The organism is Shimia sp. FJ5 (assembly GCF_032918335.1).
Lineage (GTDB): Bacteria > Pseudomonadota > Alphaproteobacteria > Rhodobacterales > Rhodobacteraceae > Shimia > Shimia aestuarii_A.
The window spans coordinates 449,138-469,889 of record NZ_JAWJUV010000001.1; the positions used below are offsets into that span (position 1 = coordinate 449,138).

Annotated in this window: 18 protein-coding genes and 1 tRNA gene; 7 read left to right on the forward strand and 12 right to left on the reverse strand. The window is 63.4% G+C overall.

Going from position 1 to position 20,752, the window contains the following annotated elements; translation table 11 throughout:
- The first annotated feature begins 153 nt into the window (after positions 1-153).
- Together glpD and glpK are read left to right on the forward strand one after the other, a co-directional pair.
- Entirely contained in the window at positions 154-1,701 is a 1,548-nt protein-coding gene (gene glpD / locus R1W01_RS02350) for a glycerol-3-phosphate dehydrogenase (protein WP_297757577.1), read from the forward strand.
- Between the two features lie 73 nt (positions 1,702-1,774).
- On the forward strand, positions 1,775-3,253 hold the full coding sequence (gene glpK, locus R1W01_RS02355; RefSeq protein ID WP_297757580.1) for a glycerol kinase GlpK: 1,479 nt from the start codon (positions 1,775-1,777) through the stop codon (positions 3,251-3,253).
- A 32-nt stretch (positions 3,254-3,285) separates the two neighbouring features.
- Here glpK and R1W01_RS02360 read toward each other — a convergent pair whose 3' ends face one another.
- Entirely contained in the window at positions 3,286-4,404 is a 1,119-nt protein-coding gene (locus R1W01_RS02360) for a glycerate kinase (RefSeq protein WP_297757583.1), read from the reverse strand.
- Between the two features lie 135 nt (positions 4,405-4,539).
- Between R1W01_RS02360 and R1W01_RS02365 the strand changes: the two genes are divergently transcribed.
- Complete coding sequence (locus R1W01_RS02365) at positions 4,540-5,061, forward strand: PhnA domain-containing protein (protein WP_297757585.1); 522 nt, start codon at positions 4,540-4,542, stop codon at positions 5,059-5,061.
- Between the two features lie 6 nt (positions 5,062-5,067).
- Here the strand turns inward: R1W01_RS02365 and dtd are convergent, their stop codons facing one another.
- The 4 genes from dtd to metF all read right to left on the reverse strand — a co-directional run bounded on the left by dtd (position 5,068) and on the right by metF (position 7,916).
- Positions 5,068-5,508, reverse strand: a complete 441-nt coding sequence (dtd, locus tag R1W01_RS02370) for a D-aminoacyl-tRNA deacylase (protein ID WP_297757591.1) — start codon at positions 5,506-5,508, stop codon at positions 5,068-5,070.
- Positions 5,496-6,413: a carbohydrate kinase family protein gene (locus R1W01_RS02375; protein ID WP_297757832.1), complete on the reverse strand. Its 918-nt coding sequence runs from the start codon at positions 6,411-6,413 to the stop codon at positions 5,496-5,498. The genes dtd and R1W01_RS02375 overlap by 13 nt, the downstream gene beginning before the upstream one ends.
- A gap of 68 nt (positions 6,414-6,481) precedes the next feature.
- Positions 6,482-6,967: a PaaI family thioesterase gene (locus R1W01_RS02380; protein WP_243613271.1), complete on the reverse strand. Its 486-nt coding sequence runs from the start codon at positions 6,965-6,967 to the stop codon at positions 6,482-6,484.
- An 82-nt stretch (positions 6,968-7,049) separates the two neighbouring features.
- Positions 7,050-7,916, reverse strand: a complete 867-nt coding sequence (metF, locus tag R1W01_RS02385) for a methylenetetrahydrofolate reductase [NAD(P)H] (protein WP_243613218.1) — start codon at positions 7,914-7,916, stop codon at positions 7,050-7,052.
- A gap of 97 nt (positions 7,917-8,013) precedes the next feature.
- Between metF and R1W01_RS02390 the strand changes: the two genes are divergently transcribed.
- A complete protein-coding gene (locus R1W01_RS02390) occupies positions 8,014-8,919 on the forward strand; it encodes a LysR family transcriptional regulator (protein ID WP_243613270.1) in 906 nt (301 codons plus the stop codon).
- 3 nt (positions 8,920-8,922) lie between these two features.
- Here R1W01_RS02390 and R1W01_RS02395 read toward each other — a convergent pair whose 3' ends face one another.
- A complete protein-coding gene (locus tag R1W01_RS02395; protein ID WP_297757597.1) occupies positions 8,923-9,963 on the reverse strand; it encodes an NADP-dependent oxidoreductase in 1,041 nt (346 codons plus the stop codon).
- Between the two features lie 153 nt (positions 9,964-10,116).
- Between R1W01_RS02395 and R1W01_RS02400 the strand changes: the two genes are divergently transcribed.
- Entirely contained in the window at positions 10,117-10,908 is a 792-nt protein-coding gene (locus tag R1W01_RS02400) for an inositol monophosphatase family protein (RefSeq protein ID WP_297757599.1), read from the forward strand.
- Between the two features lie 92 nt (positions 10,909-11,000).
- On the opposite strand, the gene R1W01_RS02405 is transcribed toward R1W01_RS02400, so the two are convergent.
- From R1W01_RS02405 to putA, 3 genes are read right to left on the reverse strand one after another with little or no spacing between them, the layout of a single operon-like run.
- Complete coding sequence (locus tag R1W01_RS02405) at positions 11,001-11,366, reverse strand: GFA family protein (protein WP_297757602.1); 366 nt, start codon at positions 11,364-11,366, stop codon at positions 11,001-11,003.
- Positions 11,363-12,103 (reverse strand): rhomboid family intramembrane serine protease, encoded by a 741-nt coding sequence (locus R1W01_RS02410; protein WP_297757605.1) that lies wholly within the window; start codon positions 12,101-12,103, stop codon positions 11,363-11,365. The genes R1W01_RS02405 and R1W01_RS02410 overlap by 4 nt, the downstream gene beginning before the upstream one ends.
- Before the next feature lie 30 nt (positions 12,104-12,133).
- Positions 12,134-15,550 carry a bifunctional proline dehydrogenase/L-glutamate gamma-semialdehyde dehydrogenase PutA gene (gene putA / locus R1W01_RS02415; protein WP_411028136.1) on the reverse strand — a complete coding sequence of 1,139 codons (3,417 nt, stop codon included), beginning with the start codon at positions 15,548-15,550 and terminating at the stop codon, positions 12,134-12,136.
- Positions 15,551-15,655: 105 nt separating this feature from the next.
- On the opposite strand from putA, the gene R1W01_RS02420 reads away from it, so the two are divergent.
- Together R1W01_RS02420 and R1W01_RS02425 are read left to right on the forward strand one after the other, a co-directional pair.
- Positions 15,656-16,132, forward strand: a complete 477-nt coding sequence (locus R1W01_RS02420) for an Lrp/AsnC ligand binding domain-containing protein (RefSeq protein WP_243613212.1) — start codon at positions 15,656-15,658, stop codon at positions 16,130-16,132.
- A 98-nt stretch (positions 16,133-16,230) separates the two neighbouring features.
- Positions 16,231-16,316 (forward strand) — tRNA-Leu (locus R1W01_RS02425).
- A gap of 14 nt (positions 16,317-16,330) precedes the next feature.
- Here the strand turns inward: R1W01_RS02425 and R1W01_RS02430 are convergent.
- From R1W01_RS02430 to R1W01_RS02440, 3 genes are all read right to left on the reverse strand, one after another.
- Positions 16,331-17,572, reverse strand: coding sequence for an amidohydrolase (locus R1W01_RS02430; protein WP_317275025.1), 1,242 nt, complete (start codon positions 17,570-17,572; stop codon positions 16,331-16,333).
- Positions 17,532-19,244, reverse strand: coding sequence for a methionine--tRNA ligase (metG, locus tag R1W01_RS02435; protein WP_297757615.1), 1,713 nt, complete (start codon positions 19,242-19,244; stop codon positions 17,532-17,534). Before metG ends, R1W01_RS02430 begins: the two co-directional genes overlap by 41 nt.
- 175 nt (positions 19,245-19,419) lie before the next feature.
- Positions 19,420-20,646, reverse strand: a complete 1,227-nt coding sequence (locus R1W01_RS02440; RefSeq protein ID WP_297757618.1) for an MFS transporter — start codon at positions 20,644-20,646, stop codon at positions 19,420-19,422.
- Positions 20,647-20,752: the final 106 nt, after the last annotated feature.

The window sequence follows — 20,752 nt, forward strand, 5'->3', positions numbered from 1 at the left end:
AATTTTGCCGGGCGGTGGGGTCTCCTGCCGCCTGGCTGCTGTTTGGGCCTTCCCCGGCGGTGTGGGCGGGGCTAGAGCGGGGCAAACCATTTCGAATTTGCGTGACATGGCTTTTCGAAAAGCCTTGGGCGCGGCGCAGGAGACGGGGGCAAGATGTCTGAGACGACAGTGGACCTTTTGGTGATCGGTGGCGGCGTCAACGGCGCAGGCATCGCGCGCGATGCGGCGGGGCGCGGGCTTTCGGTGCTTCTTGCCGAGAAGGGCGATCTTGCGTCGGCAACCTCTTCCGGCTCGACCAAACTTTTCCACGGCGGTTTGCGCTATCTCGAATATGGCAAGGTGCGCCTTGTCCGTGAGAGCCTCATCGAGCGCGAGGTTCTTCTCAAGGCCATGCCGCATATCTCGTGGCCAATGCGCTTTGTCCTGCCGCTTCATCCCGACATGCGGTTCGAGGGCGGCACACCGATCTCGCGTCTCCTTGGTGTCACCATGCCGTGGCTGCGCGGGCGCCGGCCGGGATGGATCATCCGGCTTGGCCTTTTCCTCTATGACCATCTTGGGGGGCGGAAGATCCTGCCGGGGACGCGTCGCATCGACCTGAGGAAAGACGCGGCAGGAGACCCTTTGCGCCCGGTGATGACGCGGGCGTTCGAGTATTCCGATTGCTGGGTCGATGATGCGCGGCTTGTCGTGTTGAACGCGCGCGATGCGGCGGCGCGCGGGGCGGATATCCGGGTTCGCTCTGAGGTCACGGACGCGCGGCGCGAGGGCGATCTTTGGCGCGTATCCCTGCGCGGTCCACAAGGCACTATGGACGTCACTGCGCGCGCCCTTGTCAACGCGGCAGGGCCGTGGGTTGGCGAGGTGATCCGCGACGTGGTGCATACCGAAAGCCGCGAAGGTGTTACCCTTGTGCGTGGCAGCCATATCATCGTGCCACGCCTCTATGACCATGACCGCGCCTATTTCCTGCAAGGGTCGGATGGACGCATCATCTTTGCCATCCCCTATGAGGGTAAGTTTACCCTGATCGGCACCACGGACGCGCCCCATGAGGATCCGTCTGAACCACCCCGCTGTAGTGATGAGGAGCGCGATTATCTCATCGCTTTTGCCAACCGGTATTTCGCCAAGGAGATCCGCGCCGAGGATGTGGTCTGGACCTACTCCGGCGTGCGGCCGCTCTATGATGATGGGGCGCGTTCCGCGAGTGCGGCGACGCGGGACTATGTTCTGACGCTCGACGCAGAGGGTGCGCCGCTGCTCAATGTGTTTGGCGGCAAGATCACGACCTATCGTCGACTGGCCGAGGCGGCGCTGGCCAAGCTCACCCCGCATTTTCCGACGGCGGGCGGGGAATGGACAGCGGGCGTCGCGCTTCCGGGTGGAGATTTCGATCTGGGCGACAAGGGGGCTCTGATCGAAGAGCTTTGTGGCGACTATCCGTTCATTACAGGCGGATGGGCAGGACGGCTTGTGCGGCTTTATGGTCGCGAGGCATGGGACATGCTTGGCGATGCCACACAGCGCGAAGACCTTGGCAAGGATTTCGGCGCGACCCTGACCGAGGCGGAACTGCGCTGGATGCGGGACAGAGAATATGCGCGCACGGGCGAGGACGCGCTCTGGCGGCGCTCCAAGCTCGGGCTGCACATGAGTGCCGCTCAGCGCGCGGCGGTCGAGGCGTGGTTCGCGGACTGAGGCTTGGCGCGGGGGGCGAAATCGTCCAATCTGCACCGACGTGATAAAGACGCAATACCGACGGGACACCGACATGACTTTCGTGCTTGCCATCGATCAGGGCACCACCTCTTCGCGCGCCATCGTGTTCGACGCCAAGATGCAGATTGCGGGACTCGCACAAGAGGAATTTACCCAGCATTTCCCGGCCTCTGGATGGGTCGAGCATGACGCGGAAGAGATCTTTGACACGGTCGTGGCGACCTGCCGCGTGGCGCTTGAGAAAGCCGGGGTCACGGCAGCGGAGATCGCCGCCATCGGCATCACCAACCAGCGTGAAACCACCGTGGTCTGGGACAAGAAGTCGGGGCGGCCCGTGCATCGCGCGATCGTCTGGCAAGATCGGCGTACCGCAGATTTTTGCAGCGAATTGAAAGGCTTGGGGCATGAGGCAGAGATCAGCGCCAAGACCGGTCTGCTGCTTGATCCCTATTTTTCGGGAACCAAGCTGCGCTGGATCTTGAACGAGGTCGAAGGGGCACGCGCGCGGACCGGCGAGCTTCTTTTCGGCACGATTGACAGCTACCTGATTTGGCGCCTCACCGGCGGAAAGGTCCATGCGACCGACGCCACCAATGCCTCGCGCACCTTGCTTTATGATATCCACCAGAACGCTTGGAGCGAGGACATCTGCGCGCTGCTCGACGTGCCGATGGAGATGCTCCCCGAGGTGCGCGATTGCGCCGATGACTACGGCGATACCGACCCCGCCCTCTTCGGCACATCCATCCCCATCCGCGGCGTCGCCGGCGACCAGCAGGCCGCGACCATCGGGCAGGCGTGTTTCACGCGGGGGATGATGAAATCGACCTATGGCACGGGCTGTTTCGCGCTCTTGAACACTGGCACGGAGGCCGTCGCGTCGCAGAACCGCCTCCTCACCACGATCGCCTATCGCCTTGATGGGCAAACAACTTATGCGCTCGAAGGGGCGATCTTTATTGCTGGTGCCGTGGTGCAGTGGCTGCGGGACGGTCTTGGGATCATCGACACGGCCTCGGTCACACAAGGTTTGGCCGAGAAGGCCGATCCAAGCCAGGAGGTGATCCTCGTGCCTGCCTTTACCGGGCTTGGTGCGCCGTACTGGGCGCCAGACTGTCGCGGGGCGGTCTATGGGCTGACGCGCAATTCAGGGCCAAAGGAGTTCGCCCGCGCCGCGCTTGAGAGTGTCGGGTTTCAGACCCGCGATCTGATCGAGGCGATGCAGGCAGATATGGGCGGGCCGGGCGAGACGGTCTTGCGGGTTGATGGCGGGATGACGGCGAGTGATTGGACGATGCAGTTCCTCTCTGACATCCTTGCGGCCCCGGTGGATCGCCCACGTATCCTTGAGAGCACGGCGGTCGGGGCGGCGTGGCTCGCGGGGATGGCCGTTGGGGTTTATCCGGACAAGGAGGGCTTTGCCGAGACCTGGGCGCTTGAGCGGCGGTTCGAGCCGGCGATGGACGAAGCGACGCGGGAGGCGCGCTATGGCGCCTGGCAGCGTGCGATCAAGGCGACGCTTTCGGTCTAAGCGGCCAAGCCGTTTCGGAAAACCTTGGCGGCTCAGGTTTTCAACGCAACAAGCAAATCCATGACGTTGGTGCCGGTGGGGCCGGTGACAAAGAGCGCGTCATGCGCCTCGAGAAAGAGGCCGCTTTCGGCGCGCTTGAGGGCGCGAGCGCCTTCTTCGCGCCATGTCGCGCCGCCAACGATCCCGCCTGCGGCCTCGGTCGGCCCGTCCGTGCCATCCGTTCCGCCGACAAGCACCGCGAGGTTCAGCATGCCCGAGATTTCACGCGAAAGCGCCAGCGCCAGCGCCTGATTGCGGCCCCCCTGGCCCGGATCGGGCGGAAGGATGACTGTCGGCTCTCCGCCAAGAATATGCACGCCGGGCGGCGCATGGCGCAGCATCTCGCCAACAGAGCGGGCGAGGTCTTCGACATCTCCGTAGAGCGTCTCGGTGTCGGTCATCACGTTGAGGCCAAGCGCGGTGGCGCGTTCTGCAGCGGCGGCGCGTGCGATGTGGTTCGATGCGACGATGAAGGGATCGAAGGAAAACGCCGCATCTTCGGGCGCGTTGCCGATCCCGGAGCCGATCACAGAGAGGGCGTCGCCCTCGACATCGGAGATTGCGCAGGTGGTCACAAGCTCGCCCTTGAACCCGGCGAGAAGCTTGCCGCCTTTGATCTGCGAGAGTTCCTTGCGGCGCGCGTTCATGGCGTGAATGTCGAGCCCTTCGGCGAGCATGCGGGCGTTTTCGGCCTGCAGGCTTGCGAGGGTTGTGCCCGGTTCGGGCAATTCGGCGAGCGCCGAGGCCCCGCCAGAGACCAGCATCAGGAGATGGGTGCCGGGGGACATGTGCTGAACCTGTTGGAACAGGGCGTGCCCCGCGATCAGGGTATTCTCATCAGGCACGGGATGCGCGGCTTCGATCACCTCGCAGGAGGGGGGAAGATCGCCCGCATGGCCGTATTTCGTTACAACAAGGGCGGGGATGTCGGCCCCGAAGACCTCATGCGCGCCTTCTACCATCGCAGCGGCGGCCTTGCCGATGGCGAGGATGCGGTCGGGGCGGGCGACCTGTTCGTCGCGCAGCGCGCGCGCCACACATGCGCGCCCCTGCACGGCGCGCACACCGTGCCACCAGATATCCTCGACCGTCTTGCGCATCTGTGGGTCCACGGGGGGCGTCCTTTCGTCTTTGCGACAGACTGTCCGAACGGGCGACGGAAGACCAGTCAAAACAACGCAGGGCGATGGGCTGGACGAGAGGGACGGCGAGCGTCATAAGCGAGGCATTACTCGAAAGGAAAGCCGATGTCCGTCCCCTGTGCGATCTGTGGCGCCGAAGGTGCGGCCACTGCCTATACCGTGGCTCCGAAGACCGATGAGATCGCCCTGTGCGAAACCTGTCTTCAAGGTGTGGAGAACGGCCCCGAGGATGCGCCGCATTGGCAATGCCTGCACGAAGCGATTTGGAGCACAGAGCCTGCGGTGCAGGTTGTGGCCTATCGTCTGCTGAACGGGCTTGGCGGGGCGATCTGGGCGCGGGATTTGCTCGACATTGCCTATCTCGAGGATGAGGTGAAAGACTGGGCCGAGGCGGGAATGGCCGATCCGGACGCCGTAGTACATCGCGATAGCAATGGCGCGGTGCTCGCGGCGGGCGATGCGGTTGTCCTGATCAAGGACTTGCCCGTGAAGGGCGCGGGCTTTACCGCCAAACGGGGCACGGCTGTGCGCAATATCTCTCTTGTGCCGGACAATGCCGAGCATATCGAGGGACGCGTCGAGGGCCAGCGGATCGTGATCCTGACGAAGTTCGTCAAGAAGTCCTAAGGCTCTTCAGACTTCCATCCAGATCGTAACTGGCCCGTCATTGAGGAGCCGGACCTTCATGTCTGCGCCAAAGCGGCCGCGCTCTGTTGGCAGGGCCTCGGCACCCGCCATGCGGTCGGCGAAATAGGTGTAGAGCCGTTCGCCTTCGACGGGCGGTGCAGCGGTGGAAAAGCCGGGGCGGTTGCCGCTACGGGTATCGGCGGCGAGGGTGAACTGCGACACGACGAGGACCGCGCCACCCATGTCACGGACCGAGCGGTTCATCTTGCCCGCGTCATCCTCGAAAATGCGCAGCTTTGCGATCTTCGCGGCAAGCTTGTCGGCCTCGGCTTCCGTGTCGCCCTGCATGGCACAGACAAGGACGAGGAGGCCATGGTCGATTTCGCCGATGATCTCGCCATCGACTGTCACAGAGGCCTCGGAAACACGTTGGATCAGGGCGCGCATGAAAGCTCCTTGTCGGTGGGGGGATTGGCGCCGGGACGTGTTGTCGAGAGCGTTGCGGCGCGGGTTGCGAACTGGGCGGCGCGCTCGAGTATTTCAGCATCGGCAAGACCAACGGCGCGCGGAGTGAGGGGGAGCGCCTCCGCGAGTGCGGCGAGAAAGGCGGCGTTGAACGTATCGCCCGCGCCAACGGTGTCGATCACCTCCGCCTCGGGGGCCGGGACATGCAGCGTGCCGTGGCGGGAATGTAGTGTGACACCGTCCCGCCCGTGGGTGTGCAAGACTAGGCAAGCGCGGCCTGAGAGCAGGTCTTCTGGCGAGACAGGGCCGAGCCAAGCGGCGTCCTCATCAGAGAGTTTCACGATATCGGCCATCGGGAGCATGCGGTCGAGGCGTTTGCGGTAGTCTTCTTCCGCGTCTTCGATCAGGGCCGGGCGGATGTTGGGATCGAGAAGGATCAGGCGATCCGCTCCGGCCATCTGCATCAAGGCCTCGAAGGCTCCGGCGGCGGGGCGGTGGATCAGGCTGATGCCGCCGAAGACGAGGGCTTTGATCCCGTCGAGCGGCGGTAGGGACATGGCCGTGAGCTGACGGCCCGCGCTTTCGCGATCGTAGAAGGAAAACCCCTGAGTGCCGTCTCCGGGATGAATGAAGGCGAGTGTTGTCGGCGCATCGAAGAGGGGTGCGCGGGAGAGATCAACGCCTTCGGCCTGCATCGCCTCAATGAGGATTTTGCCGAAGGCATCACGTGAGAGACCGCCGAAAAAGCCGGTTGCCTGTCCGAGGCGTGCGAGCGCGATGGCGGTATTGAGCGCCGCGCCGCCGGTCACGGGGCGAAAGGAGGGCGCGTCATCGGGGGCTGTCGCCGGCAACATGTCGATCACGGCTTCGCCGCAGCACAGGATCATGGCGCGTGTGTCTCGCTCAGGGGTCAACGTCGCCGAAATCTGCGCCAGTTCGGCAAGGAAAACAACCTCTAGCCCTTGGGGCCCTGCATGACGATGCAGGTCGTGGAGCCAGTGGCGTAGAGCTTGCCATCCTCCACACCGACGATTTCTCCATCCGCGATCCCTGTCGAGCGGCCCGCGTGATGCACCTTGCCGATGGCGTGGACGGTGGTGCCGGTCGGAATCGGGCGAATGATGTTAATCTTGTATTCGAGGGTGGTATAAATCTGGCCCTTTTTGAGCTTGGTCTGCACGGCGCAGGCCATACAGCTGTCGAGGATCGTGCCATACCAGCCGCCATGCACGGTTCCGAGCGGGTTCAGAACCTTGAATTCCGGCGTGCCTTCGAAGACGACCTTGCCCTCTTCGGCGAGGATCGGACGAAAGCCAAGCGTCGCGCCGATGGGCGGGCCGGGGATTTTGCCTGCGACGATATCCTGCATGAGTTCGAGCCCGCTGCGGGACAGGACATAGTCGAGGTCCGGCAGGTCTTTGGGGGATTGAGCGATCAGCATATCTGACATGAAAAAGGCCTCCTGAGGGGTCTCCTCAGAAGGCCGCAATTTGTCGGGGGCGTCCAGCCCGTCGGCGGGCTTGTTACGCCACGTTTTCGAGCACGACCTGCGGCGTCACGCCAAGCGCGTGGCAAACATCGCGGGTCAGGTCGGGGCGGTTCAGCGTGTAGAAGTGCAGCGAGTCGACGCCCTCGTCGATCAGGTCCGAGCAGAGCTCGGTGCAGATCGCGGTGGCGAGAAGGTCGGTGCGCCCGTCGCGTTCGGCCTTGGTAAAGGCATCGTCGAGCCAGGCGGGAATCTCGGTGCCACAGCGCAGGGCGAAGTTGCGTGCGCCTTTCCAGTTTTCGATCGGAAGGATGCCCGGCACGATTGGCGCGTCGATCCCGGCCTTCTCACAACGGTCCCGGAAGCGCAGGAAGGTATCGGCCTCGAAGAAGAACTGGGTCAGGGCCTCGGAGGCGCCAGCGTCGATCTTGCGCTTGAGCCAGTCGATATCTGCCTGTGAATCCGCTGCTTCGGGGTGTTTGTCGGGATAGGCGCCGACGCGGATCGTGAAGTCGCCAGTCTGCGAGAGCGCCTCGATCAGTTCGACCGAGTTGGCAAACCCGTCGGGATGCACTTCGAACCCGTCGCTGCCCTTGGGCGGGTCGCCACGCAGAGCAACAAGCTCGGAGACGCCTGCCTTGGCAAAGCCATTGGCGATCTCGAGGGTCTCTTCGCGGGTGGCGTTGACACAGGTCAGATGCGCCGCGACGTTGAGGCCACTCGATTTATGCAGCGTGGCCACGGCGTCGCGGGTCAGATCACGGGTCGTGCCTCCAGCACCATAGGTCACCGAAACGAAACGCGGGCCAAGTGGCGCGAGGGTCTGGACCGTGTCCCACAGGCGGAACGACGCTTCGAGGTTCTGCGGCGGGAAGAATTCCAAGGAAATGTTAGGCACGGTCATGTTCTTCGATCCTATCTTGCGGTTGTCTTCATGTCGCATGTGTGAAACATGGTGACAACTGCATAATCCTCAAGAACAACATGAGTGCGACATGAAGATGCACCTCGAATTGCGCCACCTGCGCACCGTCCGGGCCATTCACGAAGCAGGCGGCCTCGCCAAGGCCGCGGACCTCCTGCACATCACGCAATCGGCGCTTAGCCATCAGGTCAAAGGCCTTGAGGCCCAGACAGGGGTCGAGTTGTTCGTGCGCAGATCAAAACCGATGAAGCTCTCGGCTGCGGGGATGCGGCTCTTGCGGTTGGCCAACAAGGTGCTGCCGGAGATCGAGGCACTCGAAGCGGAGTTCAATGGCTTGCGCGACGGGAGTTCGGGGCGGCTTCATATCGCGATCGAATGTCATGCCTGTTTTGAATGGCTTTTCCCGGTGCTCGAGAAGTTCCGCAAGATTTGGCCGGATGTGGATGTCGATATCCGTCCGGGCCTTGCCTTTGAGGCGATGCCCGCGTTGCAGAAGGAGGATGTGGATCTCGTCGTGTCCTCGGATCCGGAAAGCCTGCCGGGGATCACCTTCTCGCACCTTTTCGACTATCAGCCGGTCTTTGTCGCCGCCTCAAACCATCCGCTCGCCGAGAAGCCCTTTATCGAGGCCGAGGACTTTCGCGGCCAGACTCTCATCACCTATCCGGTCGAGCGGGCGCGGCTCGATATCTTCTCGCAGCTCCTTAGCCCTGCCAAGGTCGAACCCGCGTCGATCCGACAGGCAGAGTTGACGGCAGTGATCCTTTTGTTGGTGGCGTCGAACCGGGGTGTGTCGGTTCTACCCGATTGGGTCGTGCGGGAGGTCAAGTATTCCTCGGACTACGTGACCCGTCCCCTGACCGAGACCGGGATCACGCGGCAGCTTTTTGCGGCGACGCGGGAGAGCGACCTTGAAAAGCCCTATATGCGCGACCTGATCCGCCTTGCAGGAGAAGAGGCAAGGCGGCTTCAGGAAGCCTGAGGTTCAGGCGATCTTGACGATCTGTTTGCCCTTGTTGCCGCCCTTGAGCATCGAGAAGAACGCGGCGGGCGCATTTTCGAGACCTTCGGCGATATCCTCGACAAAGGCGACTTCGCCCTTGGCGACGCGCGGGGCCACCTCCTTGAGGAACTCCGGGTAGCGATCAAAATGGTTTGAGATGATGAACCCGTTGACCGACAGGAAATTGACGAGAATCGAGCGCCAGATGCGCGGGCCGGTGAGGCTCTCGCTTGCGGCGCCTGCGCCGAGGCCGCCGGCGTCGTACCATGCGATCATGCCGCAGATCGGGATGCGCCCGTGCGGATTCATCATCGGCAGAACCGCGTCGAGCACCTTGCCGCCGACATTCTCGAAATAAATGTCGATGCCATCCGGGCAGGCGCTCTTCAGCGCCTTCCTTAGGTCTGAGGCGGTCTCATAGGCGCGGTGATCGAGGCAATCGTCGAACCCGTAGACCTCCTTGGCCATGGCGCATTTCTCTGGCCCGCCCGCAATGCCGACGACGCGCAGCCCATGAAGACGTGCGATCTGACCGACCATGGAACCGACGGGGCCGGTTGCGGCGGCGACCACGAGGGTTTCGCCTTTCTTGGGACGACCATGTTCCATCAGGCCGAACCAACCGGTGAAACCGGGCATGCCAAGCACACCGAGCGCCGCCGTGACCGGACCTTGCGCGGGATCCAGCTTGCGCAGGAGTTTGGCGGGTTGCACGGCGTGGCTTGCCCAGCCGAACATGCCAAAGACCGTATCGCCGGGTTTGAGGCTGTCGCTGTTGGAGGCGATGACCTCGCCCACGGCGCCGCCTTCCATCGTGCCGCCAACAGGCACTGGCGCGGCGTAGGATTTCGCGTCATCCATGCGGCCGCGCATATAGGGGTCGAGCGAGAGATAGAGCACTTTGACAAGCACTTCGCCCTCGCCGGGCGTGGGCATGTCCACGGTCTCAAGTCGGAAATTCTCGTCTGTCGGGCTGCCCTCGGGGCGGCTTGCCAGTACGATGCGCTGCATCTGATCGGTCATGGTCTTGGTCCTCCTGTTTGGACCAGAGCCTGCGGGCACCGGCGGGGTTTGACAACCCTTCGGGAGATTGTGACGTGGCGGCGGGCTTCTGACTTGGCAAACGGGACTGGGGGGCGTATACGCGCGGCCTGAAACCCCGAAAGGAGCCATGCCATGCCAGGCAGCGCAAATCTCAACATCATGATGAAGGCCGCCCGCAAGGCCGGACGGTCGCTGGTCAAGGACTTCCGCGAAGTCGAGAACCTGCAGGTGTCGATGAAGGGCGCGGGCGACTTTGTAAGCCGGGCCGATCTGCGGGCCGAGGAAATTCTCAAGGAAGAGCTTATGACCGCGCGCCCGAGCTATGGCTGGCTCGCGGAAGAAGGCGGCGGAGAGGACGGCAAAGATCCGACCCGGCGCTGGATCGTGGACCCGCTCGACGGGACGACCAACTTTCTGCACGGTCTGCCGCATTGGGCGATTTCCATCGCGCTTGAGCATAAAGGCGAGATCGTTGCGGGGGTGATCTTTGACGCGGCCAAAGACGAGATGTTCTATGCCGAGAAAGGCGAGGGTGCGTGGCTTAACGACAGCCTGCGTTTGCGTGTCTCGGGGCGGTCGCGGATGATCGAATCGGTTTTTGCCACGGGGCTGCCGTTCGGCGGTCGCGCGGACCTGCCGGAAACGCTTCAGGATCTGGCGCGGCTTCTGCCGGCGACGGCAGGCGTGCGGCGTTGGGGGTCGGCGGCGCTCGATCTGGCGTATGTGGCGGCTGGTCGCTACGAGGGCTTCTGGGAACGTCGTCTGAACGCATGGGACCTTGCGGCGGGCGTCATCATCGTCAAGGAAGCAGGGGGGCTCGTGCAGCCGCTGACGCCGGGCGGGGATATTCTCGAAGATGGCGAAGTGATCTGTGCCAACGAGCCTATTTTCGACCAGTTCGCAAAGACGATCCGCAACGGGTAAGGGTTTAGGGGCGTTGCCCCTCTTGGCCGCAAGGCGGCCAATTCACCCCGAGTATTGAGACAGAGAAGAAGAGCGCCCTCGTGGCGCTTTTTTCATGTCTGGTCGGAGGGGTGATTGACCCCGTCCACCCAGCCAATATCGCCAAGGTCGCGCGGGTTGACACCTTCGAGTGCGCCGAGATTGACGCCGTATTCATTCGGATTCGAGCGGCGGCGATGATGGGTGTAGATGCCGCAAGTCTTGCAAAAGTAGTGACGCGCAGTCCCTGTACCCCACTGGTAGAGCGTCAGGTTCTCTTCGCCCTGCACAATGCGCAGACCGTTGAGGGGCACGCTCACGGCGGCGGCACCGCGGCGGCGGCAGAAGGAACAATCGCAGCGCCGGGCAGTTGCGAGGCCGTCGGACAAGTCAACGGCGAGTTCGACCGCGCCACAGTGGCATGTCAGTTTATGGCTCATCTGCGTCTCCGGACTTTGGGCACGGTGCTACGAGAATAGACCGCGTCGGGGTGGGGTGGCTTGCCATCGGTCTTTTGCCAGAACTGCGGACCGCCGCGCCGTTGCCAGAGCGGCAGCGTCAGAAGCAGGCCCGCGACAAAGCCGCCGGCATGGGCCCAATAGGCGACGCCGCCCGCACCAGCGGTGCTGGTTGCCCCGTTAAAGAGCTGTAGCGCGAACCAGAGGCCGAGCATGACCCAAGCGGGCACCGTGAAGACCTTGAAGAAAATGATGATGATCAGGAGCACATCCACTCGCGCCTTGGGGAAGAGCAGGAGATAGCCGCCCATCACCCCAGCGATGGCCCCGGAGGCGCCGACGGTCGGGATTTGGGAGCCGGGATCGGAGATCACTTGCGCCAGCCCTGCGGCGATGCCGCTCAGGAGGTAGAAGAAGAGGAAACCGCCGTGGCCCATCTCGTCTTCGAGATTGTCACCGAAGATCCACAGGAAAAGCATGTTGCCCGCGAGGTGCAGGAAACCGCCATGCAGGAACATCGACGTCACGAGGCCGAGGGGTTTGCTCCCCATGCTGACCTCGGCGGGGATCAGGGCCCAATCCTGAAAGAAGGCGGCGATCCTGTAGGGTTCGCTCATGATCGGCCAATAGAGCAGGAAGATGCCGATATTGAGCGCCATCAGGATGTAGACGACATAGGGCGTGCGCCCGGACGGGTTGTGGTCACGGATCGGAAACATGCGCCCACTGTGGCGGAAACGGGCGGGGCGTCAAGCCACCCCGCCAAGAAGCGCCGCGTTGCCGCCCGCTGCGGTGGTATCGACGCAGACATGCCGTTCGCCGAGGACGCGCGCCGCGTCAGGCACGCCTGTCAGAAGCGGCAGGATCGGTCCCGTGCGCGCAGCGAGGGCGCCTTCATAGGCACGCGCCGTCTCTGCATCGCCCCACCAGAGCACACCAGAAAGGCCGGAGAGCGTTGTCAGTGCCTCGGGCGGAACGGAACCGGTGGCTTTGACAGCGATCCCGCCAAGTCTTCCGACGACGCGCGCCTGTTCGCTCGCAACCTCTGCGCCCGGCCCGAGACAAAGCACCGGCGGGCGCGCGGACATGGTCAGGCGGTTGGATTCGCCGGTTGGCCCCGGCAGGGTCAGGGTGGTGCTGGCCTGCGCTGGGGGAGCGGATTTGAGGGCGGTTTGTGCGGCTTCGTGGGACATCTCGCCAGACCACGTACCTGCGTCCACGCTTGCCGTAGCCGGGGTCGAGAACCGGGCGAGGTAGTGCGGACCGCCCGCCTTGGGGCCTGTGCCGGAAAGGCCCTCGCCACCGAAGGGCTGAGATCCGACAATGGCGCCGATCTGGTTGCGGTTGACGTAGATATTGCCTGCGTGGATGCGATCCGAGACATGCTGCACCCGATCGTCGATCCGTGTTTGCAGGCCGAACGTCAGGCCATAGCCCGTCGCGTTGATGGCGTCGATCACGGCGTCGAGTTCATCTGCCTTGAAGGTGGCCATGTGCAGGACCGGGCCAAAGATCTCGCGTTCAAGATCGGCGATGCCGGTCACGCGGATCAAGGTCGGGGCGATATAGGTGCCGGTTTGAGGCGCCTGCATCTGGAACAGCACACGGCCCTGTGCTTCGGCTTCGGCGATATGCGCAGCGATACCAGATTGAGCTTCGGCGTCGATCACCGGGCCGCTATCGGTTGAGAGGTGCCACGGGTTGTCGACCGAGAGTTCTTTCATCGCGCCGATCAGCATCTTGGAAAATTCTGCGGCGATGTCTTCCTGCACATAGAGGCAGCGCAGAGCGGAGCAGCGCTGGCCCGCGGATTGGAAGGCGCTCTCGACGATGGCGGTGACGGCCTGCTCGGGAAGGGCGGTTGAGTCGACGATCATGGCGTTGAGACCGCCGGTTTCAGCGATGAGCGGCGCGCCGGGAGCGAGGTTCTCGGCCATGCTGCGCCGGATCAGCAACGCTGTTTCAGTCGAGCCGGTGAAAGCAACGCCGCCGACGCGCGGATCGGATGTCAGTGCCGCGCCCACATCGCCCGCACCTGGCAGGAGTTGCAGCGCGCTTGCCGGAACGCCCGCTTCGTGCAGGAGTTTCACGGCGAAATGCGCGATCAGCGGGGTCTGCTCGGCCGGTTTGGCGAGGACAGCATTCCCGGCCGCGAGGGCGGCGGAAATCTGGCCAGTGAAGATCGCCAGCGGGAAGTTCCAAGGCGAAATGCAGGTAAACGTCCCCACAGGGGCGTCGGTCGGCGCGTTGGCCGCGTAGTAGCGCAGGAAATCCACCGCTTCGCGTAGTTCGGCCACGGCGTCGAGCGGCGTCTTGCCGGCTTCGCGGGCGAGGAGGGCGAAGATCTCGCCGAAATGCGCCTCGTAGAGGTCTGCCGCTTTGTTGAGGGCGGCGCTGCGGTCTGCCGGGCTGGCTTGCCATGGGCGGGCGGATTTGAGCGCGGTTTTGACGTCTTGGGCGCTGGCGGTCGCGACAGTGCCGGGGCGGTCGCCGGGGAGAGCCGGGTTGCTCACCGGCTCTGGCGCGTTGGGTGCAGCCTTGGCCGCAAGTCGCGGAGCGGCGTGCCACTCGGCCTCGCGAAATGGTGCGCGGGCTTCCTCAATCGCTTCGATCGTGGGGATGTCGCGCAGGTCGAAGCCTTTGGAGTTAATACGCTCGGGCTGGAACAGGTCTGGTCCGGTCGGCAGGGTTGTTTGTGCCTCCTCATAGGCGTCGAACGGATCGCGGGCGACGGTTTCGGGCGGCACGTCCTCGTCCACGATCTGGTTCACGAAGGAGGAGTTGGCGCCGTTCTCGAGGAGGCGGCGCACAAGATAGGCGAGGAGGTCACGATGCGCCCCGACCGGCGCGTAGATGCGGCAGCGCGCCTTGTCGGATTTGAGCACGATATCATGCAACGCCTCACCCATGCCATGCAGGCGCTGGAACTCAAAAGCACTCATGTCGTCGGCCATCTCGAGGATGGCGGCGACAGTGTGGGCGTTGTGCGTCGCGAATTGCGGATAGATACGATCCGTCATCGACAGGAGCTTGCGCGCGTTGGCGATGTAGGAAATGTCGGTGGCTGGCTTCGAGGTGAAGACTGGGAAGCCATCGACGCCAAGCACTTGTGATGCCTTGATTTCGGTATCCCAATAGGCGCCCTTCACAAGGCGGACCATAATCTTGCGGTCCAAGCGGCTGGCGAGGTCGTTGAGGTAGTCGAGCGTCGCGCCTGCGCGTTTGCCATAGGCCTGCACGACGATGCCAAAGCCGTCCCAGCCCGCCAGCGCCGGTTCGGAGAGGACGGTTTCGATCACGTCAATGGAAAGCGACAGGCGGTCGGCCTCTTCCGCGTCGATATTGAGGCCCATGTTGGCCGATTTCGCCAGAAGCGCGAGCGAGCGTAGGCGCGGGACCAATTCGTCCATGACGCGGGCGCGCTGGGCGACCTCGTAGCGTGGGTGCAGCGCCGAGAGTTTGACCGAGATACCGGGGTTATCGCGGATATCGTCATGGGTGCAGGCGGCGGCGATGGCCGAGATGGCGCGGGAATAGGCGAGGTGGTAGCGCATGGCGTCGGCGTCGGTCTTGGCGGCTTCGCCGAGCATGTCGTAGGAATAGGTATAGCCCTTCGCCTCCATTCCGGCAGCGCGTTTCATCGCGTTCTCAATGGTTTCGCCGAGGACGAACTGGCGTCCCATCTCTTTCATTGCGCGGCCCACGGCGGTGCGGATCACCGGTTCGCCAAGGCGTTTCACAGCGCCGCGCAGCGTGCCGACGATACCCGGTTCCTTGTCCTCAAGAACCTTGCCCGTCAGCATCAGTGCCCATGTCGAAGCGTTGACGAGCGATGAGGTCGAATGGCCCAGATGCTTGCCCCAGTCCGAAGGCGCGATCTTGTCTTCGATGAGGGCGTCGATTGTTTCTGCGTCCGGCACCCGCAAGAGCGCTTCGGCGAGGCACATGAGCGCGATGCCTTCGTCGGTCGAAAGACCGTATTCGGCGAGAAAGACCTCCATCATGCCCGGCTGCGTCGTGTTGCGGATTGCAGTGACAAGCGTCGCGGCGCGCGCCGAGATCTGGCGGCGATCCTCGGGCGAGAGGCCGGATTCGGCGATAAGCTCGGCCACGAGGGCTTTCTCGTCGCGGTAGGTCGTGGTGTCGATCAGGGCGCGGTTGGACATGGGGCTCTCCATCTGTTTGGGAGAGAATAGCAGCTCAGATATAGGCAGGTTGCCCAAATCATATTAACAATGTAGGCAATATGATCTTCAAAGGAGGGGATTTTGATGCAGGATGGAGAGGTGGGGCTCGATCGATTTGATCGCGCGATTCTCGATGTGTTGTCGGGGGAGGGGAGGATCGCGGTCACGGACCTTGCCAAGAGGATCGGCCTGACCAAGACACCAACGCAGGCGCGGCTGCGCCGTCTTGAGGCGGAGGGGGTCATTACCGGCTATTCGGCGCAGATCAACCCGATCCGGCTTGGCCTCGATCACGTCGCCTTTGTTGAGGTAAAGCTGACCGACACGCGGGAGGCGGCGTTGAGGGCGTTCAACGCGGCGGTTCTCCTTGTACCGGAGATCGAGCAAGCACATATGATCGCCTCGCATTTCGACTACCTCCTGAAGGTGCGCACACGGGACATGGCCGCCTACCGCGTTGTTCTTGGGGAAAAAATTTCGGCCCTACCCTATGTGTCGAGCACCTCGACCTATGTCGGGATGGAGGCAGTCAAGGAAACGCCTTGGGCGGAAATCGGGTAAGCCCGGAAAAGAAGCGGACCGCGGGTCTTGGCAGGTCTTTACACGGACGTCACAGCCAGTATTTTCGCGTCCAATCCAAATGCTTGGGGAGTGTGAGTGCCCGCGTGGTGGAATGGTAGACACAGGGGACTTAAAATCCCTAGGCCGAGAGGCCGTGCCGGTTCGAGTCCGGCCGCGGGTACCAATTTTCAAAGAGTATCAGGGCGTTGGCAGGCCCAAGAGATCGTCGAGCGCGGCCATGAAGACGGCTGTGCCGGTGGGGATCAGGCTATCCGGGAAATCGTAATCCGGGTTGTGGAGCGCAGGGCTGTCGAGGCCGCTGCCAAGTAGGAACATCGCCGATTTCGACACATCCGCGAAACGTCCGAAATCTTCGGAGGCGCGCATGGGCAGGTGGCCCTCTTCGCGCACCAGTCCAAGCCGCCGAATCGCCCGGTCAAGGACGGCGGTGGCGTCGGGGTCGTTGGTGCAGGCGCGGAAATAGTCGTGGTAGGCGAGCGAGGCCTGAAGCGCGTGCGTTTCAGCGAGATGCGCCACGGCGGTTTCGGCTTCGCGGCAGAGGTGTTCCATGCCGGGATCGGTGAGGCTGCGCAGCGTGACCCAGAGGGTGCCGTCGCCGGGGGCGACCCCAAAGGCGGGCTCCCCGACGCGGATATGCGTGATGGTTGCGAGCGCGAAATCAGCGGGGTTTTCAGGGGCCGGGTTGCTCAGGGCTTGCAGGGTCGGGACAAGCGCGGCGATGGCCGGGGTCGGCGGCACGCCGGTTTCGGGCTGAGAGGCGTGGGCGGTGCGCCCCGAAAGGCGGATTTCGAGGCCGCAGGAGGCACAGTTGGCGGGGCCTTCCTGAAGCGAGACATGGCCGAGGGGCATTCCCGGCATGTTGTGGAGCGACAGGGCGTAATCAATTGAAAGTGCCGTGAAATCCGGCGACTCGAGCACTTTTTGCGCACCGGACCCATCCTCTTCGGCGGGTTGGAAAAGGAGGATGACGCGACCCTTCGAGGGGCGGAGGCGGGAGAGATGGTGCGCGACCCCCATAAGCATCGTCATATGGCCGTCATGGCCGCAGAGATGGCCTTTGCCCGGCACTGTCGAGCGGTGATCGGCGTCGGACTTCTCCTCGATCGGGAGCGCGTCGAGTTCACAGCGCAAAAGGACGGTCGGCCCGGCCACGGCCCCAGAATAGAGCGCGGCGATGCCATGTCCGCCAAGACCGGTCAGAATGTCATCAGGGCCGGTTTCGGCAAGCACGGACTTGATCCGTGCGGCGGTCTCTGCCTCTTCGCCCGAAAGCTCGGGGTGGCGGTGCAGATCATGGCGGAGCGCGGTCAGCGCGGTGATGTCCGCGTCCGTCAGGGCAGGGAGGGCGTTGCTTTGGGCCGGGTGGTCCGTCATCGGATCAATCGCGCGTTCCGGCAAAACGCTCCTGCCAGTCCTCACGCTCGGTGTCTGTGATCTTGCGGAAAGTCACATCCGGCACGGTGAAGGCATGGCCGGGGGCCAGCGCGGTAAGCGCGGCGGGCACGTCATCGGGCCAATTGGCGTTCTCGGTCTGCATCGCGGCGAGGAGTGTGTCCTTGGCGTCCGGGATGAAGGGGGCCGACAGAACGGCGTAGAAGCGGATCAGGTTCAGCGCGAGCCGAATCTGCGCGGCGGCCTTTTCCGGGTCTTCCTTGAAGGTTGACCACGGCGCGGCGGTTTGCAGGTACTCGTTGCCCGCAACCCAGATTGCACGCAGTTCTTGCGCCGATTTGCGCACCTCCATCGCCTCCATATGGGCCTCGTAGGCGCGGGTGCGGGTGGTGAGTTCTTCGATCAGGGCCGTCTCGGTCTCGCCGAATTCGCCGCCTGCGGGGACTTCTTCGCCGAATTTGGAGCGGCAGAACTTGGTCACGCGAGAGACGAAATTGCCAAGCACGTCGGCGAGGTCTTTGTTCACCGAAAGCTGGAAATTCTCCCAAGTGAATTCTGCATCCGAGCTTTCGGGGGCGTGGCTCAGAAGCCACCAGCGCCAGTAATCGGCGGGCAGGATTTCAAGCGCCTGATCCATGAAGACGCCGCGCCCTCGCGAGGTTGAGAACTGGCCGCCGTCATAGTTCAAGTAGTTGAAAGACTTGATGTAATCGACGAGCTTCCACGGTTCCCCAGAGCCAAGGATGGTGGCCGGGAAGGTGAGTGTATGGAAGGGGACGTTATCCTTGCCCATGAACTGGGTGTAGGTCACGTCGTCGGCGCCTTTGTCGGTGCGCCACCAGCGTTGCCAGTCGGTGCCTTTGTTCGCTGCGACCCATTCCTGGGCGCAGGCGATGTATTCGATGGGGGCGTCGAACCAGACGTAGAAGACCTTGCCTTCCATGCCCGGCCAGTCCACGTCGCCTTTCTTGACCGGAATACCCCAGTCGAGATCGCGCGTGATGCCGCGGTCTTGAAGGCCGTCACCATCGTTGAGCCACTTCTTGGCGATCGAGGTGGTGAGGACGGGCCAGTCGGCCTTGGAATCGATCCATGCCTCGATCTCGTCCTTCATCTGCGACTGACAGAGATAGAGGTGTTTGGTCTCGCGCATCTCAAGGTCGGTCGAGCCGGAAATCGTCGAATGCGGGTTGATGAGATCGACCGGATCGAGCTGTTTGGTGCAGTTGTCGCACTGGTCGCCGCGCGCGGAGTCAAAGCCGCAGTTAGGGCAGGTACCCTCGATGTAGCGGTCCGGAAGAAAGCGACCGTCGGCCTTGGAATACATTTGATTTTCAACAACTTCGCGGATCAGCCCGCGGTCAGCGAGGACGCCTGCGAAGTGTTGTGTCAGGGCGTGGTTCTCGGGGCTCGAGGAGCGGCCAAAATGATCAAAGGAGAGGCGGAAGCCCTCGGCGATCTTGGATTGCACCTCGTGCATTTCGGCGCAGTAGTCGGCGACGGGTTGACCGGCCTTGGTGGCGGCGAGTTCGGCGGGCGTGCCGTGTTCGTCGGTGGCGCAGAGGAAGAGCACTTCGTTGCCCCGGCCACGTTGATACCGAGCGAAGAGGTCGGCGGGCAATTGGCTGCCGACGAGGTTCCCGAGGTGCTTGATGCCGTTGATATATGGAATGGCCGAAGTGATGAGGTGGCGCGCCATGAGGTCTCTTCCGTTGTCCCGCTAGTCTGGCCTTCCCTAGACCAAAGCGGCGCGCGTTTCCAGCGGATGTTTGGCTCGAAAAGTGTCGAAACCCAGTGTCGGTATCACGTCGGTATTGCGTCGGTATTGCGTATGTGCGGATTTCGGTCCGTTTTCTTTTATGGAAAACGGGGACTCAGGAGTTGCGGTCGCGCTGACGGCCCATGAGGCGGCCGATGGTGAAGCTCGTGCGTGGGGCATAGACGTAGCGGGTGCGGTTCTCGACCGTGGGACGGATGCGCATGCGGGCGATGCCGAAGACGATCAGGACGGCATGACCGACAGCGATCATCACGAAGAGCGCGGCGGGGCCGAACCAGTTGATCAGGCCCGAAGCCACGGTCGGTGCGGCGATGGCCCCGAGCGCGAAGAAGAACATCAGCGCGGCGGAGAGCTCGACCCGTTCGTCGGCGCTTGCGAAGTCGTTGGCGTGGGCGGCGGCGACGGAATAGATCGGGAAGGCGGTGAGGCCGAAGAACACCGCATTGACCATGACCGTCGTCGTGCCAAGCCCGCCCGAGAGCGCGGTCGAAGCGCAGGAGAGGATCGCGGCGCCAGAAAGCCAGATCAGAACCCAACGGCGGTCGAATTTGTCTGCGAGCCAGCCGACCGGGTATTGTGCCAGTGCGCCGCCAAAGACGAAGGCGGCGAGGAACCATGCGATCTGATCCGTGCCGAGGCCGACCTGCGTGCCATAGACCGGGCCGACCATGCGGAAGGAGGCCGAGCTTAGCGCCGCCACCACCACGCCGGCGGCGGCCAGCGGCGAGCGGGCGACGGCCAGCATTGGACGCAGGCGCGGGGCGTCGGGGGTTTCGGGCTGGGCCGACTTGCTTAGCGTGATGGGCAAAAGCGCGGCGCAGCAGAGGATCGCGAGCAGGTTATAGGAGACGTAGGAGGCTGGTTCGAGGACCGAAATCACCATTTGCGCCGCAAGCGACGCGCCCATATCGACGATCCGGTAGGTCCCCATAGCGCGGCCCCGGTTGGCATTGGTGACACGCGCCTGAAGCCAAGCTTCGATCACGGTATAGCAGCCCGCGACGCAAAGGCCCGAGGCGATCCGCATGAGCGCCCAGGCCATCGGGTCGATGACGAGGAAGTGGGCAATGAGGCTGATCGCGCCGGTCGCCGTAAAGGCGGCGAAGGCGCGGGAATGACCGATACTGCCCATGAGGCGCGGCGCCCACCAGCAACCGATGAAGAAGCCGAGGAAATGCGCCGAGCCGAGGAGGCCGATCTGGTTCGTGGTAAAGCCGAGGGTCAGGCCGGAGAGCGCATCGAGCGGGCCAACGCCACCGGAACTGAGCTGAAGCAGGATGACCGAGAGAAACAGGGCAGAAGAGGTAATCAGGAAGCGCATGTGTGTCAGCTTGGGGTGGCGCGGGCGGCGGGGTCTTGTGGATATTCGACAGCCAGCGTCGTTTTCGAGCCCTTTGGGGAAGTGGTGTTCGCGTGGGCCATGCGAG